Here is a 24,920-nt window from a genome sequence, read left to right as displayed (position 1 = left end):
TGCCTGCTTTCAATTTCTTTTATAAAAGTTAATTTTTCGCTTAAGTGCGATAAGCATATAAATATACAGGACAACGACTACACCTGCAAATGCCGTGGTGAAGATTTGTAAAGCATATCCCTTCCAAGTGACTAACGCTCCAACCTGAGATAGTAATAAAAAAGCAAACATGATTAGGTAGAAGCGTATCATTCCTTTATAGGTCTCCATTACCGATTCATAGTCAGAATAAATTTTAGGAACCGCTTCATTTGAAGCATCCGTACGGAAATAGTGGAACAGTCCAATTGACTGATCTACATAATTCCATCCAGCATCCTCATAAAGTTGAATATAATCGCCTGTTGCAAGTCTCTGAAAATCTATTTGGTAAACAAACGCTTTGTTTTTATCTTCTTCAAACGTATAAAAGCCTAGTTTGTATTTTTTCATATGGAGCCCTTTTGCAGACATTGCTGTGAGCCATTGCTCTTCTTTTTCCAGTCCAGAAGCAAGGAATAGACGAAATTTCCTAATAGCCATCTTCTTCAACCTCCAACCTCTCAATTATATCTGTAGCATTGTTTACTAAAGATCTTAACCTTATATATTCTTTCTGTAAAACCTGTTTTCCCAGTTCTGTAAGGGCATAGTATTTTCTGCGTTCATCTGATTCCACGGTAACCTTCTGTATGACTTGTTGCTTTTCTAGTTTACCTAAGGCACCATATAACGTTCCCGGACCCATCTTTACTTCACTTTGACTAATTTCTTCTACATCCTGCATGATGCCATAGCCATGTCGTTTCACTCTCAATGATAAAAGTATATAGTATGTTGCCTGGGATAAGGGTAAGAAATCCTCCGGCTGCTTCATTTATTCACCTCATTACATCGATAGTCGATGTATCGTATAACGATATATTAGCATGGAAACTGCTCCCGTTCAAGCCTAATTTACGTGAGTTTTTTATAATTGCCACTAATTACGGAACAAAAGCGCAAGCGCCCGTTTAGAAACGTAGCGAGTGGAGCGAATCAACTGAGATAAAGGAATCACGGTGAGGTATCGAACCGATGATGACTTTCACCCTCCGGGTATAAGTGCGACTAGGCCTCTGGTTTTCACCAATCGGCAAGTCTTCTTTTCACCCGAGGGTATAAGTGCGACTAGGCCTCTGGCTAACACCAATCGGCAAGTCTTCTTTATCGTAGAGCGATTTCGTGAAGTCGCCTAGTTTCTGGGTGCTGGAGCTGGACGAAGCTACTTCAGTTGTTTTGTTATCCACAGCTTACGAATTTTATAATTTCCTAGACAACAAGAAAAAAGCCCGGTTTCCCGGACTTTACTTTATCCTATAACAAATTACTTTCAATTTCCTTCATTTCATAAAAGTATCCCTTTTTATCCATGAGCTCCTCATAAGAGCCAAATTCCACAATTTCCCCTTGATCCATAACGAGGATGTGGTCCATTTTTTCCATCCCAGCCAAACGGTGACTGACAAGGATTAAGGTATCCTTTTCTGCTTGCCGCAAAATACATTCATGGATCGACTTCTCTGTAAGTGCATCAACGGAAGATGTAGGCTCATCTAGAAGCCACAACTTACCTTTTTTAAGCAAAGCCCTGGCAATAGCGAGTCGCTGCTTCTCTCCACCGGAAAGGTTAGCGCCTTTTTCAAGTACCTCATCAGACAAGGAAAATCTATTTAAGTTAACCTGCTGTAACGCCTCCGTTAATTGTTCATCTGTTAGATCGTCACCTGCCAACAGTAGATTTTCTTTGATGGTGCCAAAGAAAAAGTGGTTTTCTTGTAACACAACATTGGCCAGACTCCAAATGGATTCCTTGTTAGATGATGAAAGAGAAAGATTATTTAGCTGAATGTCTCCCTGTACGGGTTCATACAACTTTAAAATAAGCTGAAGAATCGTTGATTTACCAGAACCACTCGGACCGACTATAGCCGTTTTACTTCCCTTTTCCAGTTCAAAACTAATATCTTTCAACGTCGGTCTCCATTCGTCTTCAAAGGTAAACGTCACACTATCCATGCTTACAGAAGGCACCTCATCTGGAATAGAAGAAAGATTTGAATCATTAGCAGCAGTTTTGTCCTCTTTTACAACTTGAAACAGCCTACGTGCTGCTCTTTGGTTGTCATGATAGTAGATAGGAAAAGCTGCCATCGGGGAAGCATCCTCAAAAACAGTGATCGAAATCATTACCAGCATTGCCAGTAATACGCCCTCCAGGCTTCCATTTGCAACTAAATAGACACCAAGCCCAAGCACAATGGCTGTAATGATATGAGAAACAAGTGTATTTAATGATTGGCTAAACAGTTTACTAATTCCTTCTACCTCTTGCTCCTTAATATACTGCCCCGAGGATTGTAACAGCTGTTCCTCTCGACTCTCAAGCTGCTGGTAGACTTTCAGGTCACGGAATCCATAGAGATATTCTGTCACATCTGTCGAAAGCACTGCTCGATTTTCTCGAACATCCTGATCGATCCTTCGCTGTTTTATGGCAAAAATGGCAGGGACTACAAATCCTGTCATGACAAGACCTAAAAATAAGACAAATGCTGCATAAATTGAAAAGAATGCGGTAAAAAATAGTGTGCTTAAAAAGACCAAGACAAGCACAATAGGTGGGTAGAAGACGCGCAGAAAGAAGTTTTGCAGGCTCTCAATATCGCCCACTATCCTTGCAAGTAAATCCCCACTTCGATATTTCTGAAAGATACCAGGCGCGAGTGGCTCTATCTTTTCAAAAAAAGACACACGCAAATTACTTAGAATGGTAAACGTCGCACGATGAGAGAAATACCTTTCTGCATAGCGAGTCAAGGCCCTTGTGAAGCCCAAGAGCTTTACGGTAGACGTCAATACAATTAAGGCATATAAAGGGGGAGCAAGCGCTGCCTTGGATATTAAATATCCACTAGCTGCAAACAGCCCGACCCCAGCTATCCCTGCAATGAACCCTACCAGAATCGACAAGAAAATATCTCTTTTTTCAAACATCATTAATTTTGTAACGATAGCTAAGTCCTTCATCAGGCTGTGCCCCCTTGCTGTACGGAAACCATTGATGCATATGCTGGAAGGCTTGCAACCAGCTCTTCATGTGTCCCTTTACCAGCTAACTTCCCTTCCTCAAGGAAAAGAATCTGATCAGCATTCTTAATTGTATGAAGTCTGTGTGCAACGGTTATGATTGTTGCATTCTCCGAAAGTTTTCTAATCGAGTTTTGTAAAATCCGTTCGGTTTTCAGATCCAGACCCGTTGTTGGCTCATCAAACAAGATAAGGGAGGGCTGATTAAGGAAAGCTCTGGCCAGTGCTAAACGTTGTTTTTCTCCACCGGAAAGCCCTCTACCTGCTTCTCCCACTCGTGTATCCAAGCCCTTCTCAAGTGATTGGACGAGATCCATAATACCCGCTTGCTCTGCAGCCGCTTGAATGGCCTCTCTGGAAACATCATTCGTTGAGCCTATTGCTATGTTTTCCGCAAAGGTGCCTGAAAATATATAAGGATGCTGTGATATGTAGCTCAGTTTACTAAACCATTCCGATTCCTTATAGTCGCTTAATGGGCTACCATCTGCAAAAACATTACCCCCTGACAATGGTAATAGTCCTGCTAGCAAATGCAGTAATGTAGATTTTCCTGAGCCACTTCTGCCTACGATCGCAACCGAAGAGTAAGGCGGAAGACTAGCTTCAATAGCAGACAAATGAAATTGATCAACACCATAGCTAAAACTAACTTGGTTCAGTTTCAGATTCGGTGGTTGATGCCCTTCTGGGAACTCTTTTTCGCCCCATGTGATTTCATTGTCGGATTCTGTTAGCTCCTCGGCAATTTTCTTCGCAGCACCGATACTACTTTGACCATTATGAAATGCGCTTCCTAATTCCTTAAGAGAAGTGTAGAATTCTGGCGCAAGAATTAGGATTAAAAATCCTACAAAAAACGTAATCCCGTCGAAAAGAATAAGTTGCAGGGCTATTTCTAAAGCAATAATTCCGATACTTAGCATGGAGATGAGTTCCAGCATAAAAGAAGAAGTAAAAGCAACCTTTAAAATTTCCATCGTCGCATCACGAAAACCCAAACTGCTCTTTTCAATGGTTTGTTTTTGTTTTCGAGCACGGCCAAAAAGCTTAAGGGTGGTTAAGCCTTGCAAGGTATCCAAAAAACCACCCGAAAATGATGCCAGTTTGTCCAGCTGCTCTTCCGATTTTTTCTGGGTTTGCATCCCAATGATAATCATAAAAATGGGAATAAACGGAGCAGTGATGATCATAATGAGCCCCGAATTCACGTGCTGTGTAAATACCACGATTAGAATAAGCAATGGAATGAGACTAGATTGAATCACCTGTGGAATATAGGAACTAAAATAGCTTTCCACTTCGTCGACAGCATCCATTAGAATACTTACTTTTCCACCGGACTGTCCTGTTATAGAAGCCTGAACGGGGGTTACTTTATATTGATGTAACAAGGATTGGCGGAATTCCGCCTTGGCATGTGCACCAATTTTCACCCCTGTTCTTCCACTTAAATAGGTAGAACCCGTTCGAAAAAGCAAAACCAATAGCAGGATACCTAGCCAGGGGAGCGCGTCTGTTAAGTTTGCATCTCCCAAAAAGGCATCCTCTATGATGATGACTAGAAGATACGCTTGGGCAATAACCATCGTACCGGCAATTAGAGCAAATAAAACCAGTAAAGCCATACGTTTTTTTTGTTGTTTCATCATTGCTTTTAACTTATCCATGTGACGTATCTCCAATCGGAGCTTATTTTTTACCTTTTACATAATCGGCATTGAACAGGAACAATCTCATTAATAGAATTAGCGAAGGTATTAGTAGTAAAAGTCCTGCGATAAAGACAATAATGAGTGCAATTGCTGTAGATTCAAAGGTAACACTGTCATAGATATTAATATAAGGATACAAAATATATGGTAAATGGCTTGCGCCGTACCCAAAGAATGCGAAGAAAAACTGCAACATAACACTAATAAATGCCCATCCATAGTATTTCCCAATATAGATAAGCCACATGGCGATCATAAAGAACCCAACCGATAGACCAAACATCCACCATAAATCAAGCATCTTATCATAATGCACTTCATTATGCTGCCCCAGTGCAATAAATGTGGTCAAGGACGCAACAATCGTAGGCGTTGCCCAAAATAGGGCATACTTTCTAACCAACTGTAGTGCTTTTTGGTCATCTGCCCGTGCTGCATAATATACAAGAAAAGTAGCACTGATGTATAGAACAGAAACAAGCGCTAGAAACACCACACTCCAAGAGTAAGGACTTGTAAATAAAGCAAGATAGTCTAGAGAAACAGTTCCTCCACTCTCGGAGATAAATCCACCTTCAGACAAAGTCATCGCGGTGGAAAGGGAGGCAGGGATTAGTAAGCCTGTCGCTCCGTATAAAAACATGTAGACATTACTTCGCTTCGATCCATAATTCTCAAACGCGTAAAAAGAACCACGAATTGCCAGTAGAATAATGGCAATACTTCCGGGCACGAGTAATGCTGTCCCATAATAGTATGCCGAATCTGGAAAGAAACCAACAATCCCTACAAAGAAGAAAACAAAGAATACATTGGTTACCTCCCAGACCGGGGAGAGATAGCGCGAGATCAATTGATTAATGATATGGTCATTCCCTGTGATCTTCGCATAATAGGCAAAAAAGCCAGCGCCGAAATCAACAGATGCTACAATAAGGTATCCATACAAAAAGATCCACAGAACTGTAATTCCAATTATTTCATAGCTCATTCTTTATCCCCCTCTTCAATCGTTGGGTACCTCTTCTCTAACTCTTCCTCTGCCGGTTTCCCCTTAAAGAGCTTTCGTAGCACTATGACACACAATGTTCCGAGAACAATGTACAGAGCCAGGAAGAAGATAAACATAAGACCGATCTGTGGCGATGTGGTGGCCGCTTCATCAACTGTCATATAGCCACGCAAAATCCATGGCTGTCTTCCAACCTCTGCATAAACCCAACCGAACTCTGTTGAAAGCATCGCGAGTGGTCCTGATAAGAAAAGAAGTCGAACCATCCATTTATTGTGCTGATCCCATTTCTTTATTCTGCTTACGATAATATAGAGCAAGGAAACAGCGATTAAGAACATACCGATCATTACCATCAAGTCAAACATATAATGGACCCAAAGTGGTGGTCTTTCGTCTTCCGGGATTTCATTCAGCCCGGTAACTTCACTCTCAAAATCACCATGTGCTAAGAAGCTTAAAAGTCCAGGCAGACGGATTGCACCAACTGGATTATCCTCATTATTCAACCAACCAAAAAGCACAAGGTCAGCACCTTCTTCTGTTTCAAAATGCCACTCTGCAGCAGCAAGCTTTTCTGGTTGATGTTCTGCAAGAAACTTTGCAGATATATCACCAGCAAGAGCGGTCAGTATAGAAAACACAAACACAAGAGTCATTGTCAGCTTCAGTGCTTTTTTATGATATTCCGATTGTTTCTTCTTAAGTAGACTGAAGGCTGCAATCGTAGCAAGAATTGCAGCAACGGTAAGATAAGAAGAACTCAATACGTGAATAACTTTTGAGGTGGTGGCCGGATTAAACATTGCCTCAATCGGGTTAATGCTTGTAAATTGCCCATTTTCCATCGTGAAACCATCTGGTGTGTTCATAAAGGCATTCACTGTGGTAATAAAAAACGCAGATAACGCCCCTCCTATAACAATCGGCAAAGAAAACCACCAGTGAGTTAGCGGGTTTTTAAAACGATCCCATGTATAAAGATAAATTCCTAAAAAGATTGCCTCAAAGAAGAATGCAAATACTTCCATAAATAAAGGAAGGCTAATAACATTACCAGCAAGCTGCATGAAATTTGGCCACACTAAGGATAGCTGTAGTCCAATAGCGGTTCCGGTTACAACCCCAACTGCTACGGTAATAACAAAACCTCGTGTCCAACGTCTTGCCAGCATTCTATAATGTTGGTCATTCTTTTTCACTCCGATAAATTCGGCAATGCAAATAAGTAACGGAACACCAACACCAAGCGTGGCGAATATAATATGGAATATTAATGTCATTGCAGTAATTAATCGGCTCATCAAAACCGGATCCAAATCAAACATGCGTAAACCTCCCTGATTAAAAAGAGTTTGCTCAGTACTGATCAAACTTTCATCTATTTAAAAGCTCACAAGCTAAACGCCAGCAAGTAAGCACGGTATATACTGTTCATTTACGGTGTACCACTAAATTATAACGCAGTTTCCTGCATTAATGTGTACACGGTAATGACAATCACGTGACATTCCTCACGCCCATGCTGACAAGCTGTTTTTATTTTTAACCATGTACCCTATTATCATACACTCTACACCTTGATTAAGTAGAACTTGATGTCGGTGGTTGATTAGGCTACTCTTATGATTGATTGAAACAGCTTTGTCGTTGATTGGGCCTCTTTTACGATTGATTGAAACAGCTTTGTCGTTGATTGGGCCTCTTTTATGATTGATTGAAACAGCTTTGTCGTTGATTGGGCCTCTTCTATGGTTGATTAAATTAGCATTGGCGTTGATTGGCCCCCTTCTATGGTTGATTAAATTAGCATTGTCGTTGATTGGGCCCCTTCTATGACTGATTGAATTAGCATTGTCGTTGATTGGGCCTCTTCTATGATTGATTGAACCCGATAATATACCTTCACACCAATAAGCTTGTTGAAAGGAGGCATGGTTTGCTATCATATAAAAAGATCAGTTAAAGGAGAATCATCCAATGTAAAAAATCCCGTGAAACAACGTACTTATATTAAAACTATATTAAAGAAGGGATTTTATATATGAGCTTACAAGATGAAGTGCAAAAGAGACGGACGTTTGCCATCATTTCCCACCCAGATGCGGGAAAAACAACCCTAACGGAAAGGTTGCTTTTATTTGGCAATTTGATTCGTTCAGCAGGCACAGTAAAAGGGAAAAAGACAGGCAAATACGCAACCTCAGATTGGATGGAAATAGAAAAACAACGTGGTATTTCTGTTACATCCAGTGTAATGAATTTTCCATATAAAGATTTCCAGGTCAACATTTTGGACACACCTGGACACGAAGACTTTAGTGAGGATACGTACCGTACACTTACTGCAGTAGACAGTGTTGTCATGATCATTGATGCAACAAAAGGAATCGAAGCGCAGACTAAGAAGCTTTTTAAGGTTTGCCGCATGCGCGGAATCCCTATTTTTACGTTTATTAATAAAATGGATCGTGAAAGCAGGGAGCCACTTGATCTTATGGAAGAGATTGAGGAAGTACTCGACATCGAAACCTACCCTATGAATTGGCCAGTAGGCATGGGAAAACAATTCCTTGGTATTTTTGATCGTCAAGGTAAGCAGTTTATTCAATTTAATGGAAATGAAGAGGAAAACTCCATTCCCTATGAGGCTTTAAACAATGAAGAACATGCAGAGTTACGTTCCCAATCAAGCTATAAGGTCGCCAAAGATGAATTGGAACTACTTGATGAAGCTGGGGACTCCTACTCCCTTGACGCTGTAATGGCAGGAGAACAGACACCTGTATTTTTCGGAAGTGCTCTTGCACCATTTGGTGTTCAAACATTCTTTGACACGTTTATTTCCATGGCTCCTGCCCCCGTCCCACGGAAATCGACAGAGGGGCTTATCCAACCTGATGAGGAAGAATTTTCAGGATTCATCTTTAAAATTCAAGCAAATATGAACCCTGCACATCGGGACCGCGTGGCGTTTTTGCGAGTTTGCTCCGGAAAATTCGAACGTGGTATGAGTGTAAAGCTGGCTAGGGCCAACAAAGTGATAAAGCTTTCGCAGACCCAGCAATTCGTTGCTTCATCGAGAGATACGGTTGAGGAAGCATATGCTGGTGATATTATTGGAATTTATGATCCCAATATCTACCGAATCGGAGATACGTTAGTTTCTGGTAAAAAACAATTTGATTATGATGAACTCCCTCAATTTCCACCAGAATTATATAAAAAGGTAACAGCTAAGAATGTTATGAAGGGAAAACAGTTTAACAAAGGTATTGAGCAGCTTGTTCAAGAAGGGGCTATTCAATTATTTAAAGGGTATCGCAATGATGCACGTATTATTGGTGCTGTTGGAGAATTACAATACGAAGTATTCCAACATAGAATGAAGGCGGAATATAATACGGAGGTTATGCTAGAGTCTATCGGTGAGCGGATCCCAAGATGGTTAAATGAAGACCAATTAGACCCCTCTATTTTCGATGAGCGTAGTATGCTCGTGCAAGACAGAGAGGGCAATTATGTAGCATTATTTAAAAACGATTTTGCTTTAAATTGGTTCCATGATAAATACCCAAAGGTTGAACTCATTGATTTATTTGAATCCAACCAATATAATCAATAAAAATTTAGTATAGTAAAAAGGCTGCCTTTTTGTCGGGAAGACAAATGGCAGTCCTTTTTCATGTGCAAACTTAACGAGTATGTTGAAGGTGCTATTACATTTTAAAATCAGGAATCCCCATGAACTCTAGAGATTCTTCCAGACTAGAAAAGGCACGTAGCGAATCATAGGCACCCGCACTTTTAGATAGCCGGTTTAACTGATTTTTCCATGCCTCATTAGTTGCGATGGTACCGGTTTTTTCAACATTGCTACCAATCCAGCTCATTAACTCACCCCATACTACGTTTACCTCAGGTTTTGAATTGTGGATAGCGCTATTATCATTTAGAAATTTAGTAACGCCAGGCTGACTTAATACGCGTTTTACTTCCTCCGCCTGCTGTTCTGCTTCTTCGACAGTCTCAGCCATTTCATAATACTTAAAAAATAGCACGTCCTTGTAAATTTTCATTTCGTACTTTTCCATCACTTTTCCCCTCTTTTTTCATAATAAATCTAATCATATGTGTACTGCATGAATTGCTATTAGGAATCCCTGCATATAAGTTCAATATTTGCTTCAATTTTTGTTGGGCCAGTGTCCTCTAGTTTCATAGAGGTTTTTCTTGCCAACTATTACAGATTAATTATAAACCACTAGATTAGGCCCAAAGACAATCATAACATTAACCTATGTAATTATGTATGTAGAAACTCTCTCTTATCAACTGTCCAAATATTACCAATTAGAGAACTTTCTTTTACTATCGGTTATTAGAAAAAAACAATAAAATGAAATCCTTTTTAAATTGTGCTTATAAGGGGTGATTATGGTAATTATGTCGGAATTATGAACAACATAGAAAAAACAATTTCATGTGGATTCCAAAAAACAGCAACAAAAAAGGTACTTGCATTCCATTATCAAGTACCCGATCGATTAAAAGTTTTATTATGTGTCTAGGCGTTGCTAAAATAGCCACTAACTAGCAAAGCTATTTTCAACATATTCTCTAATTTTTTTCCATTTACTATTTTCTTTACGGAAAGTTTCTATAAAAAGCAATTTTGCATTGGTCATTTTTCCATCAACCTTGAAACCCACCCAAAATACTGCGACACCTTCTTTTTGCTTGTTGATCTCGATTAGTACATCTTCAAATAGCCATTCGGGATTCCTCCCTTGGTATTGCTTATACGCTTCGTTCCAACCTTGCTTGGCTTCCTCATCTCCCCAATCTGAAACGATTGCCTCGGGGTTAGCCCACCTAACTTCTAAGTCCTTTGATTGATGAGCTGACATCCTCTCTGGATTTACACTATTCCAAGATGTCCTATACTCCTCTAGAAATTCTTTAAAATCATCTAATAATGTCTCTTCCATTCTCCCAACTCCTTTTAAGAAATCTACCCGTTATGCAACGATCTTACTTTGCTTATTTACGTTGTACTATATACGATTTGATTACAAATTTCAAAAAAATTATAATATCTTCATCAGAGATTAGCAGTACTCACCCTATATGTAAAAAAAGAAAAGGCCAAATCACATTGATTTGGCCTGCTAATTACTATGTTATTTTAAAAGTTAATTTAAATTTTTTCAATCTCGTCCTCTAACATTTCGTACGTGTCTACCTTCGCCTCTTTGATGAAGTGACACGGTTCTTCGCCGGAAATGATTGTCAAATCATGCATCGCTCTTGTACAAGCTGTATAAAACAATGTTCGATCCTTTTCCTTATAATTGCTAGAAGAGCCGTCAGGTATAATTACAGCATCAAACTCAATACCCTTAGCCAAATATACTGGGAGCACAATGAAACCCTTAGAGAAACCGTATGTCTCTTCGGTTATTTGCGTAACAGGTACGGCTTCTTTTAGTTCCTTGTATACACGCTCTGTTTCCTGTACTGTTTTACAAATAACCGCAATCATCTCATGCCCTTTCTCTAAATAAGCAGATCTCTCTGCTAGAATAGCAAGGGAGCTGTGGGACGGATCGGTTAGTCGAATTAACGTGGGTTTGGCACCATCACGATTAAATGCCTCGATCTCTTCCACACCAGGAGCAAATGCTTTAGTAAACTCTGTTATTTGTTTGGTCGGCCGATAGCTTTTTGTAAGTGTAATTCGCTCGTGTTCAGATTCCTGTATGCCGGGTACAAGCGGATTTTCCTTTGTTACATTAACATAAATAGCCTGGTTGATGTCACCAAGTAATGTCATGCGAGTATAAGGAAAGAGATGTCTAATAAAAGCAAACTGAAAGGATGAGTAATCCTGCGCTTCATCAATTAATAGCTGACGGACTGCACGCTCCTGTTTATCCCCAATGAGTTTACCTTTAAAATAAAGGTATGGTGCTGCATCCTCCCATGTCAGGTGATTATTGGAAAAGTCATGTATCGTTTGCTCACAAATCGCATTCCAGTTATTCGGAGTATTTTCCAGCTCTCTTGTTGTTGAAAACAGCAGTCGGAAGTTTTTCGCAACGTGCACAAAATCAAAATCCTCTATTTGTTTGCGCAAAGTACCGAACATCTTTCTGACTACTGCCTTACGAAGGACTTTCTCCTCATTCACAAACATATCCTCATCTAATTTTTGAGCTTCATAATACGCTTTTAAATACGCTTCTTTATCAAGCAACTCGACCTTTTCCATTACCCAATCCTTTTTCACTTCCAGCCTTTGATACTGCTTTAGCTCACTTTGCAGCCATTTGGCAACGATCTCCATTTTATTGACAGGTGTTATAGCTTCATCAAGTGAATAAAAGTACTCGCTGATCTCCTCTTTGGAGATTAATATCTCCCCACGAAAGGAAATATTTTTAAATTGCATCCCTTCTATCCGTAGCTTCTCTACATAGTTGTCAATCAGCTTCTTGAAGTCCAATGTTGCTTTATATTCCATACTACTAAGTCGAGTTTGATAAGCATCACTGTTCTCCTTTGTAAGTACGTACTCCATCTGTTCAAAAGGGGATTCTACAGTAAAGCCTTCTCCAATTCCCTCTCGTAGATACTCAAGAAAAGTGGTCTGTCTTACATTCGCTTCCCCCAACTCTGGAAGAACATTGCGAATATACCCAGTGAATAAAGGGTTTGGCGAAAAAAGAACGACATTTTCAGGGTTTAACTCCTCTCGGTATCGATACATTAAGTAAGCAATCCGTTGAAGTGCTGCAGAAGTTTTTCCACTACCAGCCACTCCTTGAACAAGTAACAATTTACTGCGCTCTTCACGGATAATCCTATTCTGTTCCTTCTGTATGGTAGCTACAATGTTTTTCATGTCCGTGCTTGCATTATGTCCGAGTGCTTCTTGAAGCATTTCATCCCCTATCGTGAGTCCAGTATCAAATAGGCCTTTAAGTATGCCGTCTCGAATAATAAATTGCCGTTTTAATGATATCTCACCTTCTATTGCACTGTTCACGGCATTATATGAAGCATTACCCAAAGCATAATCGTAATAAAGGCTGGATATAGGTGCACGCCAATCATAAACAAGAAAATCTTCATCCTGTCGATCCAAAAAAGAAGATATTCCAATATAGAGTTTCTCTACCTGATCCTCTCCGTGTTCCTTAAAATCAATTCGACCAAAATATGGAGACTTCTTCATTCGCTTTAATACTTTCAGCTCATCACCAATTTTTCCATGAAATCTTTCTTTTTCTGCTAAAAATTCGGCCTGCTGTTTTATACTGGCTTGTGTTTCAATGACATCATCCGGCTCGTCAAGGTTGACGGTAACATCGTCCCAAAAGGTTTTTCTTAGTTCGATTACATCTTCCTTTAAACCCGTCGCCTTAGAATATAATGCTGTTTCTTTACGCTCGATTTCCTTTAGCACATAATCTATACGTTCTTGTTCTTCCATTCGATCCTTTGGTCCCACGCTCATTACATCAACTCCAGTTCATTTTCGGAATATATATAGTTGACTTTACTTATCGTTAATGATACAATATATTTGGAGATAATATACATTAAGATTAACAAATAAGTAACTAACTAAGCTTACCATCTTTTACGGTACACTGCAATAGTTACTTTTTTAGGTTTTTTGTCGATTAAACTATCCTTTATACATTTAAGTAAAAGTAGCAAACCCGTTGTTTGCTACTTTTTTTGTACTTTTTTTCAAAATACTGAACTCGAAAACCCATTCACCATAATATATTTCACATTTTTGACACAAACTATTTGACAACTTTGTGAACAAGGTGAATAATATAATTATGGGAGGATGATTTCTATGAAAACAGGTAAGAAAATGTTAAATGCCGTTAAAATTGCAGGGTCAATTGTACTTACACTTGGGATCGTCATCTTTTTATACGGATTTTTCGTAAGCGATTACAGTGCAATCACAGGCATTGGCATTGGTACAATCATGGGGGCAGTATTCATCTTTTTAATGGGTGTGTTTTTTGTAGCAACGGAAGAGGTTTTAGAAAAATTTAGCAAACCGAAAATCCTTAAATAGGGAGCGCATCAGGCGTTCCTTTTTGTTTGGAAAAAATTATACACTTTCCTATACATATTTCCGTTTTTAAGTGTTGTTTTTCCAATCTCTGTTTTTCCTTTCTTGTAAAACGGGTAGAGTCTAAGTAGAGAAGTTTAAATTATTTTAGCCTCTTACACCATAGAAAGAATTTAACAGGGAAGGATGATAAAAATGAAACAACGAATTAAAATTATACGTGCCGTCAAATATACTGGCGCTGTCATCTTGACAGCAGGCATATTAATATTCTTATATGGCTTTTTCATTAGTGATAGGAGCCTTTGGACTGGTGTTGGTATCGGAACCGTAATGGGAGCAGTTTTTCTCTTCTTGATGGGTGTATTTTTTGTTGGGACAGAAGAAAAGTTGAAAGAACGTTATGGTAGGTTAGAGTCTAAAACCAAAGATTCAGAGTGAATTACTATTAAAAAAGGAGTGCTCTTAAACGAGCACTCCTTTCGTAATCCTTACATATATCCCCAAATTAATGCTAGTAATGAACCGAAGACTGTCACTACTGCAATAAAAACACCGTAATAAACATTGGATAGAATTAAACCACTATCCTCTGATTCTCTAGCATGCATGAACACCATTAATTGCAACATTGCTTGAACAAACGCTGTAACAAGTAAGATCGTCATGCCTAATGCGAACGACATATCTACGAAGTATACCAATAAAGCAACGGCTGTTAAGACAAGGGAAAATACAAATCCCATTACCTGTTTTAGTGGAAATAATTCCTTCATTTACATCATTCCTTTCAGATAGATGAAGCTGAAAATAAAGATCCAAACAACATCTAGAAAGTGCCAGTAAAGAGAGAATATAAAGGATTTATTTGCAGTTTCAGGTGTGAACCCACGTTTTGCAACTTGTATCAGGATAAATATTCCCCAGAACAAGCCTAATGTAACGTGTAATCCGTGTGTTCCTATCGTTGTTAACAATGCAGACGTGAAGGCACTTACTGTTATGCCAGCTCCTTCATGGATGTAATGATTAAACTCATAGATCTCCATACTAAGGAACCCTGCACCAAGAACAAGCGTGATGATAAAGAACGTCATCATCGCTTTCTTGTTTTTAAGCCTCATTGCATGCACCGCTAAACCAACGGTAAAACTACTTGTAAGCAGTAAAATTGTTTCAATTAATACTGGTGACAATTCAAAGATTTCTGCTCCACTCGGTCCACTTCCATGACGACCTTCTAATGTAAAGTAGGAAGCAAACAAAGTACCAAAGAGCATTATTTCTGCTCCAATAAAGATCCAGAAACCTAATATATTTAAACGGCCCTGTTCAGAGCTATACTCTAACGGCTGCGAGTGATCCAATTTCATTATTTTCCACCTCGCAATTCAGATTCTGTTTTTTCAATTTCCTCAACAGGTATGTGATACCCGTGATCTTGCTCAAAGGAACGGTGAATTAAGCATGCGACAATACCTAACAAGGCAATAGCAACACCAATCCATATGCTAAATATAAAGGAGAACCCAAGAACAAAGAACAGTGAACTCATAATAAATGGTACACCACTATTATTCGGCATGTGGATTTCCTTCAATTTTCCACTAAATAGCTTATGGCCGTTATATTTTGAATCCCAGAATGCTTCACTTGAATTCACTTGAGGAACTTCAGCAAAGTTATATTCCGGTACTGGTGTATTTGTTGCCCATTCAAGAGAACGCGCATCCCAAGGATCGCTTCCGATATCTCTTGAAGCATAGCGAGTACTGTAATAGATATTGTAAACAATTATGATAAACCCAATAGCTAACATCACTGCGCCAGCAAATGACACCATATTCCAGAAGCCAAAGCCTGTGGATTCAGAATAGGTATACATACGGCGTGCCTGACCATCCAACCCGGATATAAACATCGGGAAGAATGCTACACATGTACCGACTGAAATAAACCAAAATGCCCACTTACCAATTCGTTCGTTTAGCATAAAGCCAAACATTTTAGGCCACCAGTACGTTAGACCGGCCAGCATCGCAAATACTACACCTGGAATAATAACTAAGTGGAAATGCGCTACTAGGAACATCGTGTTGTGATATTGGTAATCAGCAGCTGACATACCAAGCATAACACCTGTTACCCCACCTATTGTAAAGATAGGCAAGAATCCTAGTGAATACATCATCGGTACTGTAAATCGGATACTCCCTTTATATAAGGTGAATAACCAGTTAAAGATTTTAATACCTGTTGGAACAGCAATCGCCATTGTGGTAATAGAGAATATACTGTTAACCATCGCTCCCTGACCCATCGTAAAGAAGTGATGGACCCATACTACGAACGATAGAAGCGAGATAATTACCATTGAAGCAACCATCGATTTGTATCCATATAAATTACGCCTTGCAAAGGTAGAAATGATTTCACTATAAACACCGAATGCTGGAAGCACTAAAATATAAACCTCCGGATGTCCCCAAACCCAGAACAGGTTGGCCCATAGCATATCCATTCCACCATTACCTGTTGTGAAGAATTGCGTGCCGAATAAACGGTCCATTGTTCCCATTGCAAGTGCAACAGTTAAAACAGGGAATGCAAAGGTAATAATTAAGTTGGTTATCAGTGCAGACCAGGTAAACATCGGCATCTTCATAAGTTTCATGCCTGGTGCACGCATTTTAAGAATTGTTACAATAAAGTTAATACCTGTTATTAAGGTACCTATACCCGCAATCTGAATGGCTATCATATAGTAATTCGTTCCGACCGACGGGCTAAACTCATTACCTGCCAACGGAAAATATGATGTCCAGCCAGAGCTTGGTGAACCACCAATAACAAAGGACAAGTTAAATAGCATCGCGCCCATAAAATAAAGCCAAAAGCTTAGTGCGTTTAAACGCGGGAATGCTACATCTCGCGCACCAATCTGTAATGGTACAACAAAGTTCATTAAGGCAATAATAAACGCCATTGCCATGAATATGATCATAACAACACCGTGTGTTGTAAATATCTCATTATAATGTTGCGAGTCGAGCAACTGAGCGTCCGGTGTAGCTAACTGTGCACGCATCATCAGTGCGTCAACGCCTCCACGGAAAAGCATAAGGAGCGCAGAAATTAAATACATAATACCAATACGCTTATGGTCAACGGTTGTTAGCCATTCGCGCCATAGATAACCCCATTTTTTAAAGAACGTTAAACCAGCGATAATTGCAAGTAGGGTAATCCCAATTGCAACCATGGAGGCATATATAATCGGACTTGGATGAGGTATCGCAAAACGTTCAAAGAACTCCATATTTTTTACTCCTTTCAAACCTGCTATAAAGTGAAACTCCATTTAAAAAGGACTGATCGAATAGTCAACCGCCTTTTCTCTTAAAAAACTTCACATGCTCAGGCCGGCATGGCAGCACATACGCTGACACACGCCGACCTTATTGTTTAAAACTAGGACATTACTTTCAATTAGTGTTCATGATCTTGCTCGGAATGGTCACTGTGTTCTTCATCTGAATGGTCAGAATGCTCATCATGGCTTTCTTCTGAATCTCCACCATGATTATGACCACCATGCTCCCCTTCTGGTGCAGGCATGAACTCTAGATGTGTACCTGTGAAGGTTTGCTGACCAAGATGGCCTGGCTCCAGAAGTTCTTCAAACTTATCTTCTGTTATTGGGTCTGCAGTCGTTTGTACTTCCTCCACCCATTCATCAAACTCATCTGGCGAGACGGCATTTACATTGAACGTTTGCTCTGCAAATCCTTCCCCACTAAAGTTAGCATTTCTACCAGAATATTCACCAGGAACATCTGCCGCTAGATGAAGCGTTGTTACCATATCGGACATCGCGTACTTCTGTCCACCCAATTGTGGTACCCAGAAAGCACTTATTGGGCCGTATGAATACAATCTAAATTCAAGCGGGCGATCTGTTGGTACATAAAGATAATTCATTGTTTCTATGTTTTCTTCCGGATAGCTAAAATGCCATTTCCAATCAGAAGAAGATGCGTAAACAACGAGTGGTTCTTCATCATACCCTTCTGGTGTTGCTTCAACCTTGTAGTTACTCTCTACCGATACAAAAGAAAGATAGGCTACAATCAGAACAGGAATCCCTACACAGATTGCCTCAACCCATACATTACCTTCAATATGTGGCGGCTTATAATCCTCCGGCTGTTTAGACGCACGATATTTAACCAGCATAAAAATTAAAATTGCAAAGACTGCAATGACAATAAACGACATAATTCCAATGGAAAGTAAGATAACATCTGCCTGCGTCTGTGCTTGTGGTCCCTTTGGATCCAATACAGCTAATGGCTCACAGCCTGTTAATACAGTAAGTACAGTGAGGATAGCTGCTAGTATCATCCATTTTATTTTCATAGAGATACTCCTTCCTTATAAATTAGCTATATTCTAAAACTACAAAACTATTATTGTTACAAACTTCACAAACATAGTATTATCTTAATACCAGATAAGGAGAAAAACAATTAAAAAGTATTTTCTGTCATAAAATGTTCATGGAAATTAGAACAAAAAGTGAACATTTTACAAATGGGGTTTCATAAGCACTTTTAGGAGAGAACATTAGCCCTGACAGGTTAGCTCAATTGCAGCGTTAGCTTGGTTGATTGGATTGCATTTCTGATTGATTCACTAGCTCTTGTGGTTGATTGGGAGGCGTTTCTAGTCGATTCACTCGCTTTTGTGGTATTGGATATCCTTTTGTCTATTCACTCCCCCTTCTCACAAAAACAAAACCTCCGCCATCAATATCTACTAATTTCCGTAAAAAAAGCCAACCCTATAAGGCTGGCCTCTTTTTGTACCAAAATGACGATCCTTTCTAAATATATTTTAAACCAGACGCTTCGTCCAAAAGTTACCACAATACTCGTTTCGCCACTTGCTCCTCCAGTAACTCTTTAAATTTCTGGAAGGCCACTTGCTCTGTTTCTTTCACGCCATATTGTCGTACTGTAACATTTTCACTCTCTATTTCTTCATCTCCAATGACAAGTGCATAGGGAACTTTCTTTATTTGTGCTTCCCTTATTCTGTATCCTAGCTTCTCATCACGTTCATCCATGTGAACCCTAATTCCTTGTTGCCGCAATTCACCCTGAAGCTTTAGACAATAATCTACATGTACTGCAGCAACAGGAAGTAATTGCACTTGCACAGGTGCCAGCCAGACAGGAAATGCCCCGGCAAAATGCTCGATAAGAATTCCAAAGAAACGATCAATTGAGCCGTATATGGCGCGATGTATAACCACTGGCCTCTCCTTTTCCCCTTTTTCGTTAATATATGTGAGGTCAAATTTTTCCGGCATTTGAAAATCGAGTTGAATAGTGGCACACTGGTGGCTTCGCTTTAATGCATCTTTTATGTGAAAATCAATTTTCGGACCATAAAACGCACCATCTCCCTCATTCACCTGGTATGCGACACCCATTTGCTTAAGCACATTTTCTAAAGAATCTTCTGCATGGTCCCAGAGCTCATTAGACCCGAGAGATTTCTCTGGACGTGTTGATAGCTCCACAGTAAATGAAAAGCCAAATGCCCGGTACATAGCATCCACTAACCGAATTGCAGCCTTGACTTCCTCTTCAATCTGATCCTCCCTTACAAAGAGATGGGCATCATCCTGGCAAAAGGAACGAACTCGAAGCATTCCATTCAAGGCACCACTGTACTCATGCCTGTGAACCTGGCCAAATTCTGCCATCCGTATTGGTAAGTCTCTATAGGAATATAAATTATTTTTGAAAATGAGCATATGGCCTGGGCAGTTCATTGGTTTCATCGCAAATTTTGTATTGTCTACTTCAGAGAAATACATATTCTCTTTATAATGATCCCAATGGCCAGATTGTTCCCATAACCGCTGATTCATCATAAATGGTGTCCGAACTTCTTCATAACCAGCTTTTGTTTGTAGTTCCCTCGAGAATGCTTCTAACTCATTTCGGATGATTTGACCTTTTGGCAAGTAAAATGGCATCCCTGGTGCTTCCTCTGAGAACATGAACAGCTCTAGTTGTTTCCCTAACTTCCGGTGGTCACGTTTTTCCGCTTCTTCACGTAATTGAAGATATTCCTCCAACTCTTTGTTTTTACGAAACGCTACCCCATACACTCGCTGCATGACTTCATTATTCTGATCACCCTTCCAGTATGCGCCGGACACATGTGTTAGTTTAAAGGCTTTCACCAAACCAGTTCGTGGCAGGTGTGGTCCACGGCATAAATCGACAAACTCCCCTTGCTGGTAGATGGAAATCTCAGCATCCTCATCCAAATCTCCAAGGATTTCCAGCTTAAAGGATTCCCCTTTTTGTTCAAATAGCTCTCTCGCCTCTTGATACGATAACACCCTCCGTTTTATTTCCAAATTTTCCTTAATAATGCTGTTCATTTCTTTCTCAATCATTTTCAAATCCTCATGTGATAAACTCTTTGTTAGCTTAACATCATAATAAAAGCCATCTTCAATGACTGGTCCAATCCCTAATTTAACCTCATTAAAGCAGCGTTTTAATGCCTGTGCCAAGATATGTGCTGTACTATGACGCAACACACCTAATGCCTCCTCGTCCTCTAGTGTTAAAATAGATAAGGGACCACCTTTCACAAGAGGCTGCGCCATATCTACAAGCTGCCCATCAACCTTCCCTACTATCGCTCTCTTTGCCAAACTTGCACTAATGGATGCGGCAATCTCCCTAACTGTAATCCCTTTTGAATAGCTTTTGATTTGCCCATCTGGAAATTGAGCGCTTATTTTCTCCATAAAAATTCCTCCTTTAGATATTAAAAAACGCACTCATCCCAATAAAGGGACGAGTGCGTTTACTCGTGGTTCCACCCAACTTCCCAATGAAATACTTCATTGGCTTTGGACGCTTTAACGCAGCGTAGACGGTATTGGTTACTCTACTTTCCCCAATACGGCTCCAAGGTGGTGTATTATTTTCCATCACTGGGAAGTTCGCAGCAATTCTTCCCTCTCTGTTAGCTGTAAAAATAATACCTATCCTTTTCCTAGCATGTTTTTATTAGATAACTTGCCATCGATCGATTTGTCAAGATTGTGTACTGGAGTCTTCAAAATGTTACTATGTTGTCTTTTGTTCCATAGCTATAAGTTATATTTTCCTAAAATAAAAAAACACATCTATCCCGGTATAAGGGACGAATGTGTATGTTCGTGGTTCCACCCAATTTCCCAATGAAATGAAAGATTCACTGGCTTTGGTTGCTTTAACGCAGCAATTACGGTATTGGTTACTTAGTTTCCCCGATACAGCTCTGAGGTGGTACATTTATTTCCCTGCGTTAGGAAGTTTCCAGCAAGCCTTCCCTCTCTGATAACCGGTAAAATAATGCATTTCCTCTTCTTCACTACTTATAGAGGTTGTTCAAAAAATCCGGTAAAAATGACACATCGGTACTGATGACCTTCGACTAAATTCCGACACGTCCTGTGTCGAACGTCGAAGTCACCACATCCTGTGGAAGCTCGTTGGCTTGCTTTTCCGTTCCTCACGTATTAATTGCATACGTTTCGGTACTCAAAGCTACGCCGCCTCGAACTTCTCGGTCCTTTTTATCCTCCTTTTTGAACACGCACTTATAACTAATTTTTATATATGCTATTACAAATACTTGAAAAAGGCAATACTTTTTTCAAAAATTCGAAATGTCCTTACGAAGTCTTGTTTTACTTCTTGGCTAGACAGGGAAGAGTTGAGAAAAAGGAACCGCTCTAGGAGGAGTTTATTATGCATCCGTGGAAAATTTCACTTATATATTTACTCTTTTTCGCTGGTATGATTTTTGTGAATTATTCTGTTGGATCCCAAGTAGGTCAAATTGCCAATCAGGATCCAGCCCTTATCCAGCCAGCTGGGTATGCATTTTCAATATGGGGACTCATCTATATACTTTTGTTCATTTGGATTATAAAAGGTTTTTTCGCTCGCGACCCAAAAGCAGATCTTTACAGAGAGCTACGTTTTATGATTCTCTTAAATTTTGTATTGAACAGCTTATGGATTATTACCTTCACCCAGCAGATGATCCTGTTATCAGCAGGCATTATTATTTTATTATTGCTTTCACTAGTAGGGATTTATCAAAAGGTACACCGCCATAAAGCCAGCAATACATGGGACTATGCACCTTTTTCAATCTATACTGGATGGGTATCTTTAGCCAGTATCGTAAATGTTTTCACTTATATAGAAAGAAGTAACGCACTCTCCTTTATTGGGATAGGAGAAACAGGTTGGACGCTCGTTGCGGTACTCGGGATTAGCTTGGTTGCTATCTCCACCATTCTCTATCAAAGGGATCTGTTTTACCCACTCGTGTTAATTTGGACGTTTAGTGTGATTATGATAAATCTACAGAGTAACGCACTACAATGGGTGCTTATCGGCTGTATCATCATTGTGAGTGCGTTTATTTTATACAGCTTCTTCACAAGTCTTAAAAGACGGAGGCACAGAATTTTCAGCTAGACTAAAACAAATCCATCTGCCTAGGTGCTAGACCTTCGAATTCAATGCCCAGCATTTGCTGAAAAGTCTTTGCATTTTCTGCTGCATCTCCACCCGAATTATTGTTAAATAGAACGACAATATCTTTCGTTTGCTTGCTTAGCTGTAGGATGCGCTCCTTCCATTCCAGCAGTTCTTGCTCATTATAGTTATATAAATAGCGAACTTCTCGCCAATTTGCATCCTTAGGCTTGTTCCAGCCATAGAGGTTTCGACCATGTATGCGAATTAAAGTCACCTTCTCATCTGTCGCAACAGGAATGATTGGTACGGAGCCATCCCCTGCTTGGGGTTCATCTACGATGGAGTGAATCCAACCTTCCGCTGTCATAAATTCAAGTGTTTGGTCTCTAAACCTTTCGTCGAACCAGGTCTGGTTACGGAATTCTAAGGCAACTGGGATATCGCCCATTTGCTTTTTACAATAGCGTAAGTAGTCAACATTTTCTTTTTTACAGGTAAACCATGGTGGAAATTGAAAAAGAACCATCGCTAATTTATTTGCCTGTAGATAGGGCTTTAGGGAGTCTATAAATGCTTGGAACATCTCCGTTTTTGAGGAGAATTGGTTTTCCTCCCCACGCTGATGTCCTGTCATCCCTTGATATGCCTTCACGATAAAACGGAAATTATCAGGTGTCTCCTTGACCCATTTCCTTGCATTTTTTTCTGGCTGAATGGCATAGAAAGAACTGTCCACCTCTACAACGGGAAAGTGGCTGCTGTATTCTTGTAGTTTATCCTTCGGTTTTATTTGTGGGGGATATAATGCATGATGGTCCCCCCAGCCTGTTAATCCTATGTATATCATTGCCATCCCTCCTACAGATAGGATAATGCAAGAAAACGTGAAAAAACAAGCAGCAAGAGTCTCCCTTTTTTCTTTTCTAATTAATTGTTCCACCTTTATGCATGTTCTATAATAAAGGACAAGCTAACAAACAAACCAAGGGAGGGTTTACCATCTCTATCATATTGCAAAGAATCTATGAGGAAGAAAACAAATTAGGTGGCAACCGAGTGTTGGTAGATAGAGTGTGGCCACGCGGTATTTCAAAGGCTGATGCTGGCGTCGACTGTTGGGCGAAAGAAGTAGCACCTAGTACAAAGCTTAGAAAATGGTTTGATCATGATCCAGATAAATTTGATAAATTTAAGCAAATGTATAAGGAAGAATTGGCACAGAATGAAGAACAGCAGGAAGCGCTTGGAAAATTAAAGGAAATGGCTACGAATGAACGACTCGTTTTGTTATACGGAGCTAAAGATAAAACCTATAATCACGTTAATGTGTTAAAGGAAGTATTAGAAGGAGAATAATATGAATAAAGGTTTTTTTGATCAAGTATATGACCTCGTTGCCCAGATCCCTCGAGGACATGTGGTGTCATATTCCCAAGTTGCTGGGATGTTGGAACAGCCACATAATGCTAGAGTAGTAGGGTGGGCGATGAGGCAGTCACCACCTGAACGCAATCTACCAAGCCATCGCGTCGTGAAGAAGTCAGGAGAACTCGCCCCAGGATTTACGAACCAGCGACACCTTCTTGAGCAAGAAGGTGTCACCTTTGACCAAAAAGGCAGGGTACAAATGAAGCAACATAATTGGAATCGTTAGGGGAAATTTCGATTCGCATCCAGTCCATCTCGCTATTTAAAATAAGATGGACTAAATGAATCTTGAATTTTTCTATGCCAACTATTTCTGTTATTAACCAAATGACTGTGTAAAATCGGATACTTTTTTATATATTTTATCAGGCTTCATTGTAAATTCACTAGATTGGAATTCAGGTAGCCATTGTACTCCTACAGTGGCTACACCTGCCTGCTTTCCCGCTTCAATATCCGCGTTACTATCTCCGATAAACATTGCTTCGCTCTTCTCGATATTCATATCTCGCAATGTATTAAGAATACCTTCGGGGTTGGGCTTCGCGTTCACCACGTCATCCCCAGTAACAATGGTATCAAACAACGCTTTATCCATTTCCAATGCTTTAAGAGAAATATCCAAGCTTGCCCTAGACTTCCCTGTGATGATTGCCAGTTTATACCCGCGCTCTTTGAGCTTTTGGATCATGTCCGTAACTTCCTGATTCGGCTCTACTAACGCTTTATGGTTTTTCTCATAAATTTCAAGAAACAGGTCAACTGCCTTCTCCTTATCTGAATGTTGCAGGTTACCCCGAATAATTTCTGGCTCGGGAGGACCAAACATATTCTTAACATCTTCATCCGAGATATCTTTTCCATCATACGTGTGGAACACCTGTTGAAAGGCATAGAAACTAACAGGTAGTGTATTCGCTAATGTCCCATCAAAATCAAATAAAATGGCTTTCATCTCGCTTCACCCCTTGTCAAAATGT

Annotated in this window: 22 protein-coding genes and 2 other annotated features; of the genes, 6 read left to right on the top strand and 16 right to left on the bottom strand. The window is 39.8% G+C overall.

Annotated elements, in window-relative coordinates:
* Positions 1 to 9 precede the first annotated feature (9 nt).
* The 6 genes from BN988_RS11590 to BN988_RS11565 form a co-directional block, all read right to left on the bottom strand.
* On the bottom strand, positions 10 to 522 hold the full coding sequence (locus BN988_RS11590; protein ID WP_036576968.1) for a DUF2812 domain-containing protein: 513 nt from the start codon (positions 520 to 522) through the stop codon (positions 10 to 12).
* Positions 512 to 856 (bottom strand): PadR family transcriptional regulator, encoded by a 345-nt coding sequence (locus BN988_RS11585; protein WP_036576967.1) that lies wholly within the window; start codon positions 854 to 856, stop codon positions 512 to 514. Before BN988_RS11585 ends, BN988_RS11590 begins: the two co-directional genes overlap by 11 nt.
* A gap of 479 nt (positions 857 to 1,335) precedes the next feature.
* Positions 1,336 to 3,048 carry a thiol reductant ABC exporter subunit CydC gene (gene cydC / locus BN988_RS11580; protein ID WP_036576966.1) on the bottom strand — a complete coding sequence of 571 codons (1,713 nt, stop codon included), beginning with the start codon at positions 3,046 to 3,048 and terminating at the stop codon, positions 1,336 to 1,338.
* Positions 3,048 to 4,778 (bottom strand): thiol reductant ABC exporter subunit CydD, encoded by a 1,731-nt coding sequence (gene cydD / locus BN988_RS11575; protein ID WP_036576965.1) that lies wholly within the window; start codon positions 4,776 to 4,778, stop codon positions 3,048 to 3,050. The genes cydC and cydD overlap by 1 nt, the downstream gene beginning before the upstream one ends.
* Before the next feature lie 22 nt (positions 4,779 to 4,800).
* Positions 4,801 to 5,814 (bottom strand): cytochrome d ubiquinol oxidase subunit II, encoded by a 1,014-nt coding sequence (locus tag BN988_RS11570; protein WP_036576964.1) that lies wholly within the window; start codon positions 5,812 to 5,814, stop codon positions 4,801 to 4,803.
* Positions 5,811 to 7,163 (bottom strand): cytochrome ubiquinol oxidase subunit I, encoded by a 1,353-nt coding sequence (locus tag BN988_RS11565; RefSeq protein WP_036576963.1) that lies wholly within the window; start codon positions 7,161 to 7,163, stop codon positions 5,811 to 5,813. Before BN988_RS11565 ends, BN988_RS11570 begins: the two co-directional genes overlap by 4 nt.
* Before the next feature lie 716 nt (positions 7,164 to 7,879).
* On the opposite strand from BN988_RS11565, the gene BN988_RS11555 reads away from it, so the two are divergent.
* Complete coding sequence (locus BN988_RS11555) at positions 7,880 to 9,460, top strand: peptide chain release factor 3 (protein WP_036576961.1); 1,581 nt, start codon at positions 7,880 to 7,882, stop codon at positions 9,458 to 9,460.
* Between the two features lie 94 nt (positions 9,461 to 9,554).
* Here the strand turns inward: BN988_RS11555 and BN988_RS11550 are convergent, their stop codons facing one another.
* From BN988_RS11550 to helD, 3 genes are all read right to left on the bottom strand, one after another.
* Entirely contained in the window at positions 9,555 to 9,929 is a 375-nt protein-coding gene (locus BN988_RS11550; RefSeq protein WP_036576960.1) for a hypothetical protein, read from the bottom strand.
* 495 nt (positions 9,930 to 10,424) lie between these two features.
* Positions 10,425 to 10,826, bottom strand: a complete 402-nt coding sequence (locus BN988_RS11545) for a hypothetical protein (RefSeq protein WP_036576958.1) — start codon at positions 10,824 to 10,826, stop codon at positions 10,425 to 10,427.
* Between the two features lie 209 nt (positions 10,827 to 11,035).
* Complete coding sequence (helD, locus tag BN988_RS11540; protein ID WP_036576956.1) at positions 11,036 to 13,357, bottom strand: RNA polymerase recycling motor HelD; 2,322 nt, start codon at positions 13,355 to 13,357, stop codon at positions 11,036 to 11,038.
* Positions 13,358 to 13,711: 354 nt separating this feature from the next.
* Between helD and BN988_RS11535 the strand changes: the two genes are divergently transcribed.
* Together BN988_RS11535 and BN988_RS11530 are read left to right on the top strand one after the other, a co-directional pair.
* Positions 13,712 to 13,942, top strand: a complete 231-nt coding sequence (locus BN988_RS11535) for a hypothetical protein (protein WP_036576954.1) — start codon at positions 13,712 to 13,714, stop codon at positions 13,940 to 13,942.
* Positions 13,943 to 14,134: 192 nt separating this feature from the next.
* Complete coding sequence (locus BN988_RS11530) at positions 14,135 to 14,380, top strand: hypothetical protein (protein WP_036576951.1); 246 nt, start codon at positions 14,135 to 14,137, stop codon at positions 14,378 to 14,380.
* A 50-nt stretch (positions 14,381 to 14,430) separates the two neighbouring features.
* Here the strand turns inward: BN988_RS11530 and qoxD are convergent, their stop codons facing one another.
* From qoxD to thrS, 5 genes are all read right to left on the bottom strand, one after another.
* Entirely contained in the window at positions 14,431 to 14,715 is a 285-nt protein-coding gene (qoxD, locus tag BN988_RS11525; RefSeq protein WP_036576949.1) for a cytochrome aa3 quinol oxidase subunit IV, read from the bottom strand.
* On the bottom strand, positions 14,716 to 15,312 hold the full coding sequence (gene qoxC / locus BN988_RS11520; RefSeq protein WP_036576947.1) for a cytochrome aa3 quinol oxidase subunit III: 597 nt from the start codon (positions 15,310 to 15,312) through the stop codon (positions 14,716 to 14,718).
* Positions 15,312 to 17,258, bottom strand: a complete 1,947-nt coding sequence (qoxB, locus tag BN988_RS11515) for a cytochrome aa3 quinol oxidase subunit I (RefSeq protein WP_036576945.1) — start codon at positions 17,256 to 17,258, stop codon at positions 15,312 to 15,314. Before qoxB ends, qoxC begins: the two co-directional genes overlap by 1 nt.
* A 170-nt stretch (positions 17,259 to 17,428) precedes the next feature.
* Positions 17,429 to 18,358 carry a cytochrome aa3 quinol oxidase subunit II gene (qoxA, locus tag BN988_RS11510; protein ID WP_036576943.1) on the bottom strand — a complete coding sequence of 310 codons (930 nt, stop codon included), beginning with the start codon at positions 18,356 to 18,358 and terminating at the stop codon, positions 17,429 to 17,431.
* A 502-nt stretch (positions 18,359 to 18,860) separates the two neighbouring features.
* Positions 18,861 to 20,777, bottom strand: a complete 1,917-nt coding sequence (thrS, locus tag BN988_RS11505; protein WP_036576941.1) for a threonine--tRNA ligase — start codon at positions 20,775 to 20,777, stop codon at positions 18,861 to 18,863.
* 42 nt (positions 20,778 to 20,819) lie between these two features.
* Positions 20,820 to 21,039, bottom strand: a binding site (T-box leader).
* A gap of 132 nt (positions 21,040 to 21,171) precedes the next feature.
* Positions 21,172 to 21,395: a binding site (T-box leader), on the bottom strand.
* Between the two features lie 373 nt (positions 21,396 to 21,768).
* Here thrS and BN988_RS11500 point away from each other — a divergent pair.
* On the top strand, positions 21,769 to 22,509 hold the full coding sequence (locus tag BN988_RS11500; RefSeq protein ID WP_051557903.1) for a tryptophan-rich sensory protein: 741 nt from the start codon (positions 21,769 to 21,771) through the stop codon (positions 22,507 to 22,509).
* A gap of 1 nt (position 22,510) precedes the next feature.
* Here BN988_RS11500 and BN988_RS11495 read toward each other — a convergent pair whose 3' ends face one another.
* Positions 22,511 to 23,359 carry a DUF72 domain-containing protein gene (locus BN988_RS11495; protein WP_036576940.1) on the bottom strand — a complete coding sequence of 283 codons (849 nt, stop codon included), beginning with the start codon at positions 23,357 to 23,359 and terminating at the stop codon, positions 22,511 to 22,513.
* A gap of 152 nt (positions 23,360 to 23,511) precedes the next feature.
* Here BN988_RS11495 and BN988_RS11490 point away from each other — a divergent pair, with 152 nt between their 5' ends.
* Positions 23,512 to 23,868, top strand: a complete 357-nt coding sequence (locus BN988_RS11490; RefSeq protein WP_036577490.1) for a DUF488 domain-containing protein — start codon at positions 23,512 to 23,514, stop codon at positions 23,866 to 23,868.
* Position 23,869: 1 nt separating this feature from the next.
* Positions 23,870 to 24,166, top strand: a complete 297-nt coding sequence (locus BN988_RS11485) for an MGMT family protein (RefSeq protein WP_036576938.1) — start codon at positions 23,870 to 23,872, stop codon at positions 24,164 to 24,166.
* Positions 24,167 to 24,259: 93 nt separating this feature from the next.
* Here BN988_RS11485 and BN988_RS11480 read toward each other — a convergent pair whose 3' ends face one another.
* Entirely contained in the window at positions 24,260 to 24,895 is a 636-nt protein-coding gene (locus tag BN988_RS11480; protein ID WP_036576935.1) for an HAD family hydrolase, read from the bottom strand.
* Between the last annotated feature and the right edge of the window lie 25 nt (positions 24,896 to 24,920).

The sequence above is a fragment of the Oceanobacillus picturae genome, from assembly GCF_000612865.1.
GTDB classification, from domain to species: Bacteria; Bacillota; Bacilli; order Bacillales; family Amphibacillaceae; genus Oceanobacillus_B; species Oceanobacillus_B jordanicus.
The sequence above is the reverse complement of the archived record's forward strand: the minus strand, read 5'-3'. Positions and strand labels throughout refer to the sequence as shown.

Bases quoted from the DNA above. Each gene is read 5' to 3' on its own strand.
- BN988_RS11565 (WP_036576963.1), bottom strand. From the start codon at position 7,163: ATGTTTGATTTGGATCCGGTTTTGATGAGCCGATTAATTACTGCAATG.
- BN988_RS11535 (WP_036576954.1), top strand. From the start codon at position 13,712: ATGAAAACAGGTAAGAAAATGTTAAATGCCGTTAAAATTGCAGGGTCA.
- cydC (WP_036576966.1), bottom strand. From the start codon at position 3,048: ATGAAGGACTTAGCTATCGTTACAAAATTAATGATGTTTGAAAAAAGA.
- BN988_RS11480 (WP_036576935.1), bottom strand. From the start codon at position 24,895: ATGAAAGCCATTTTATTTGATTTTGATGGGACATTAGCGAATACACTA.
- BN988_RS11590 (WP_036576968.1), bottom strand. From the start codon at position 522: ATGGCTATTAGGAAATTTCGTCTATTCCTTGCTTCTGGACTGGAAAAA.
- thrS (WP_036576941.1), bottom strand. From the start codon at position 20,777: ATGGAGAAAATAAGCGCTCAATTTCCAGATGGGCAAATCAAAAGCTAT.
- BN988_RS11495 (WP_036576940.1), bottom strand. From the start codon at position 23,359: ATGATATACATAGGATTAACAGGCTGGGGGGACCATCATGCATTATAT.
- BN988_RS11585 (WP_036576967.1), bottom strand. From the start codon at position 856: ATGAAGCAGCCGGAGGATTTCTTACCCTTATCCCAGGCAACATACTAT.
- qoxA (WP_036576943.1), bottom strand. From the start codon at position 18,358: ATGAAAATAAAATGGATGATACTAGCAGCTATCCTCACTGTACTTACT.
- helD (WP_036576956.1), bottom strand. From the start codon at position 13,357: ATGAGCGTGGGACCAAAGGATCGAATGGAAGAACAAGAACGTATAGAT.
- BN988_RS11555 (WP_036576961.1), top strand. From the start codon at position 7,880: ATGAGCTTACAAGATGAAGTGCAAAAGAGACGGACGTTTGCCATCATT.
- BN988_RS11550 (WP_036576960.1), bottom strand. From the start codon at position 9,929: ATGGAAAAGTACGAAATGAAAATTTACAAGGACGTGCTATTTTTTAAG.
- BN988_RS11530 (WP_036576951.1), top strand. From the start codon at position 14,135: ATGAAACAACGAATTAAAATTATACGTGCCGTCAAATATACTGGCGCT.
- BN988_RS11570 (WP_036576964.1), bottom strand. From the start codon at position 5,814: ATGAGCTATGAAATAATTGGAATTACAGTTCTGTGGATCTTTTTGTAT.
- BN988_RS11545 (WP_036576958.1), bottom strand. From the start codon at position 10,826: ATGGAAGAGACATTATTAGATGATTTTAAAGAATTTCTAGAGGAGTAT.
- cydD (WP_036576965.1), bottom strand. From the start codon at position 4,778: ATGGATAAGTTAAAAGCAATGATGAAACAACAAAAAAAACGTATGGCT.
- qoxD (WP_036576949.1), bottom strand. From the start codon at position 14,715: ATGAAGGAATTATTTCCACTAAAACAGGTAATGGGATTTGTATTTTCC.
- qoxB (WP_036576945.1), bottom strand. From the start codon at position 17,258: ATGGAGTTCTTTGAACGTTTTGCGATACCTCATCCAAGTCCGATTATA.
- BN988_RS11485 (WP_036576938.1), top strand. From the start codon at position 23,870: ATGAATAAAGGTTTTTTTGATCAAGTATATGACCTCGTTGCCCAGATC.
- qoxC (WP_036576947.1), bottom strand. From the start codon at position 15,312: ATGAAATTGGATCACTCGCAGCCGTTAGAGTATAGCTCTGAACAGGGC.
- BN988_RS11500 (WP_051557903.1), top strand. From the start codon at position 21,769: ATGCATCCGTGGAAAATTTCACTTATATATTTACTCTTTTTCGCTGGT.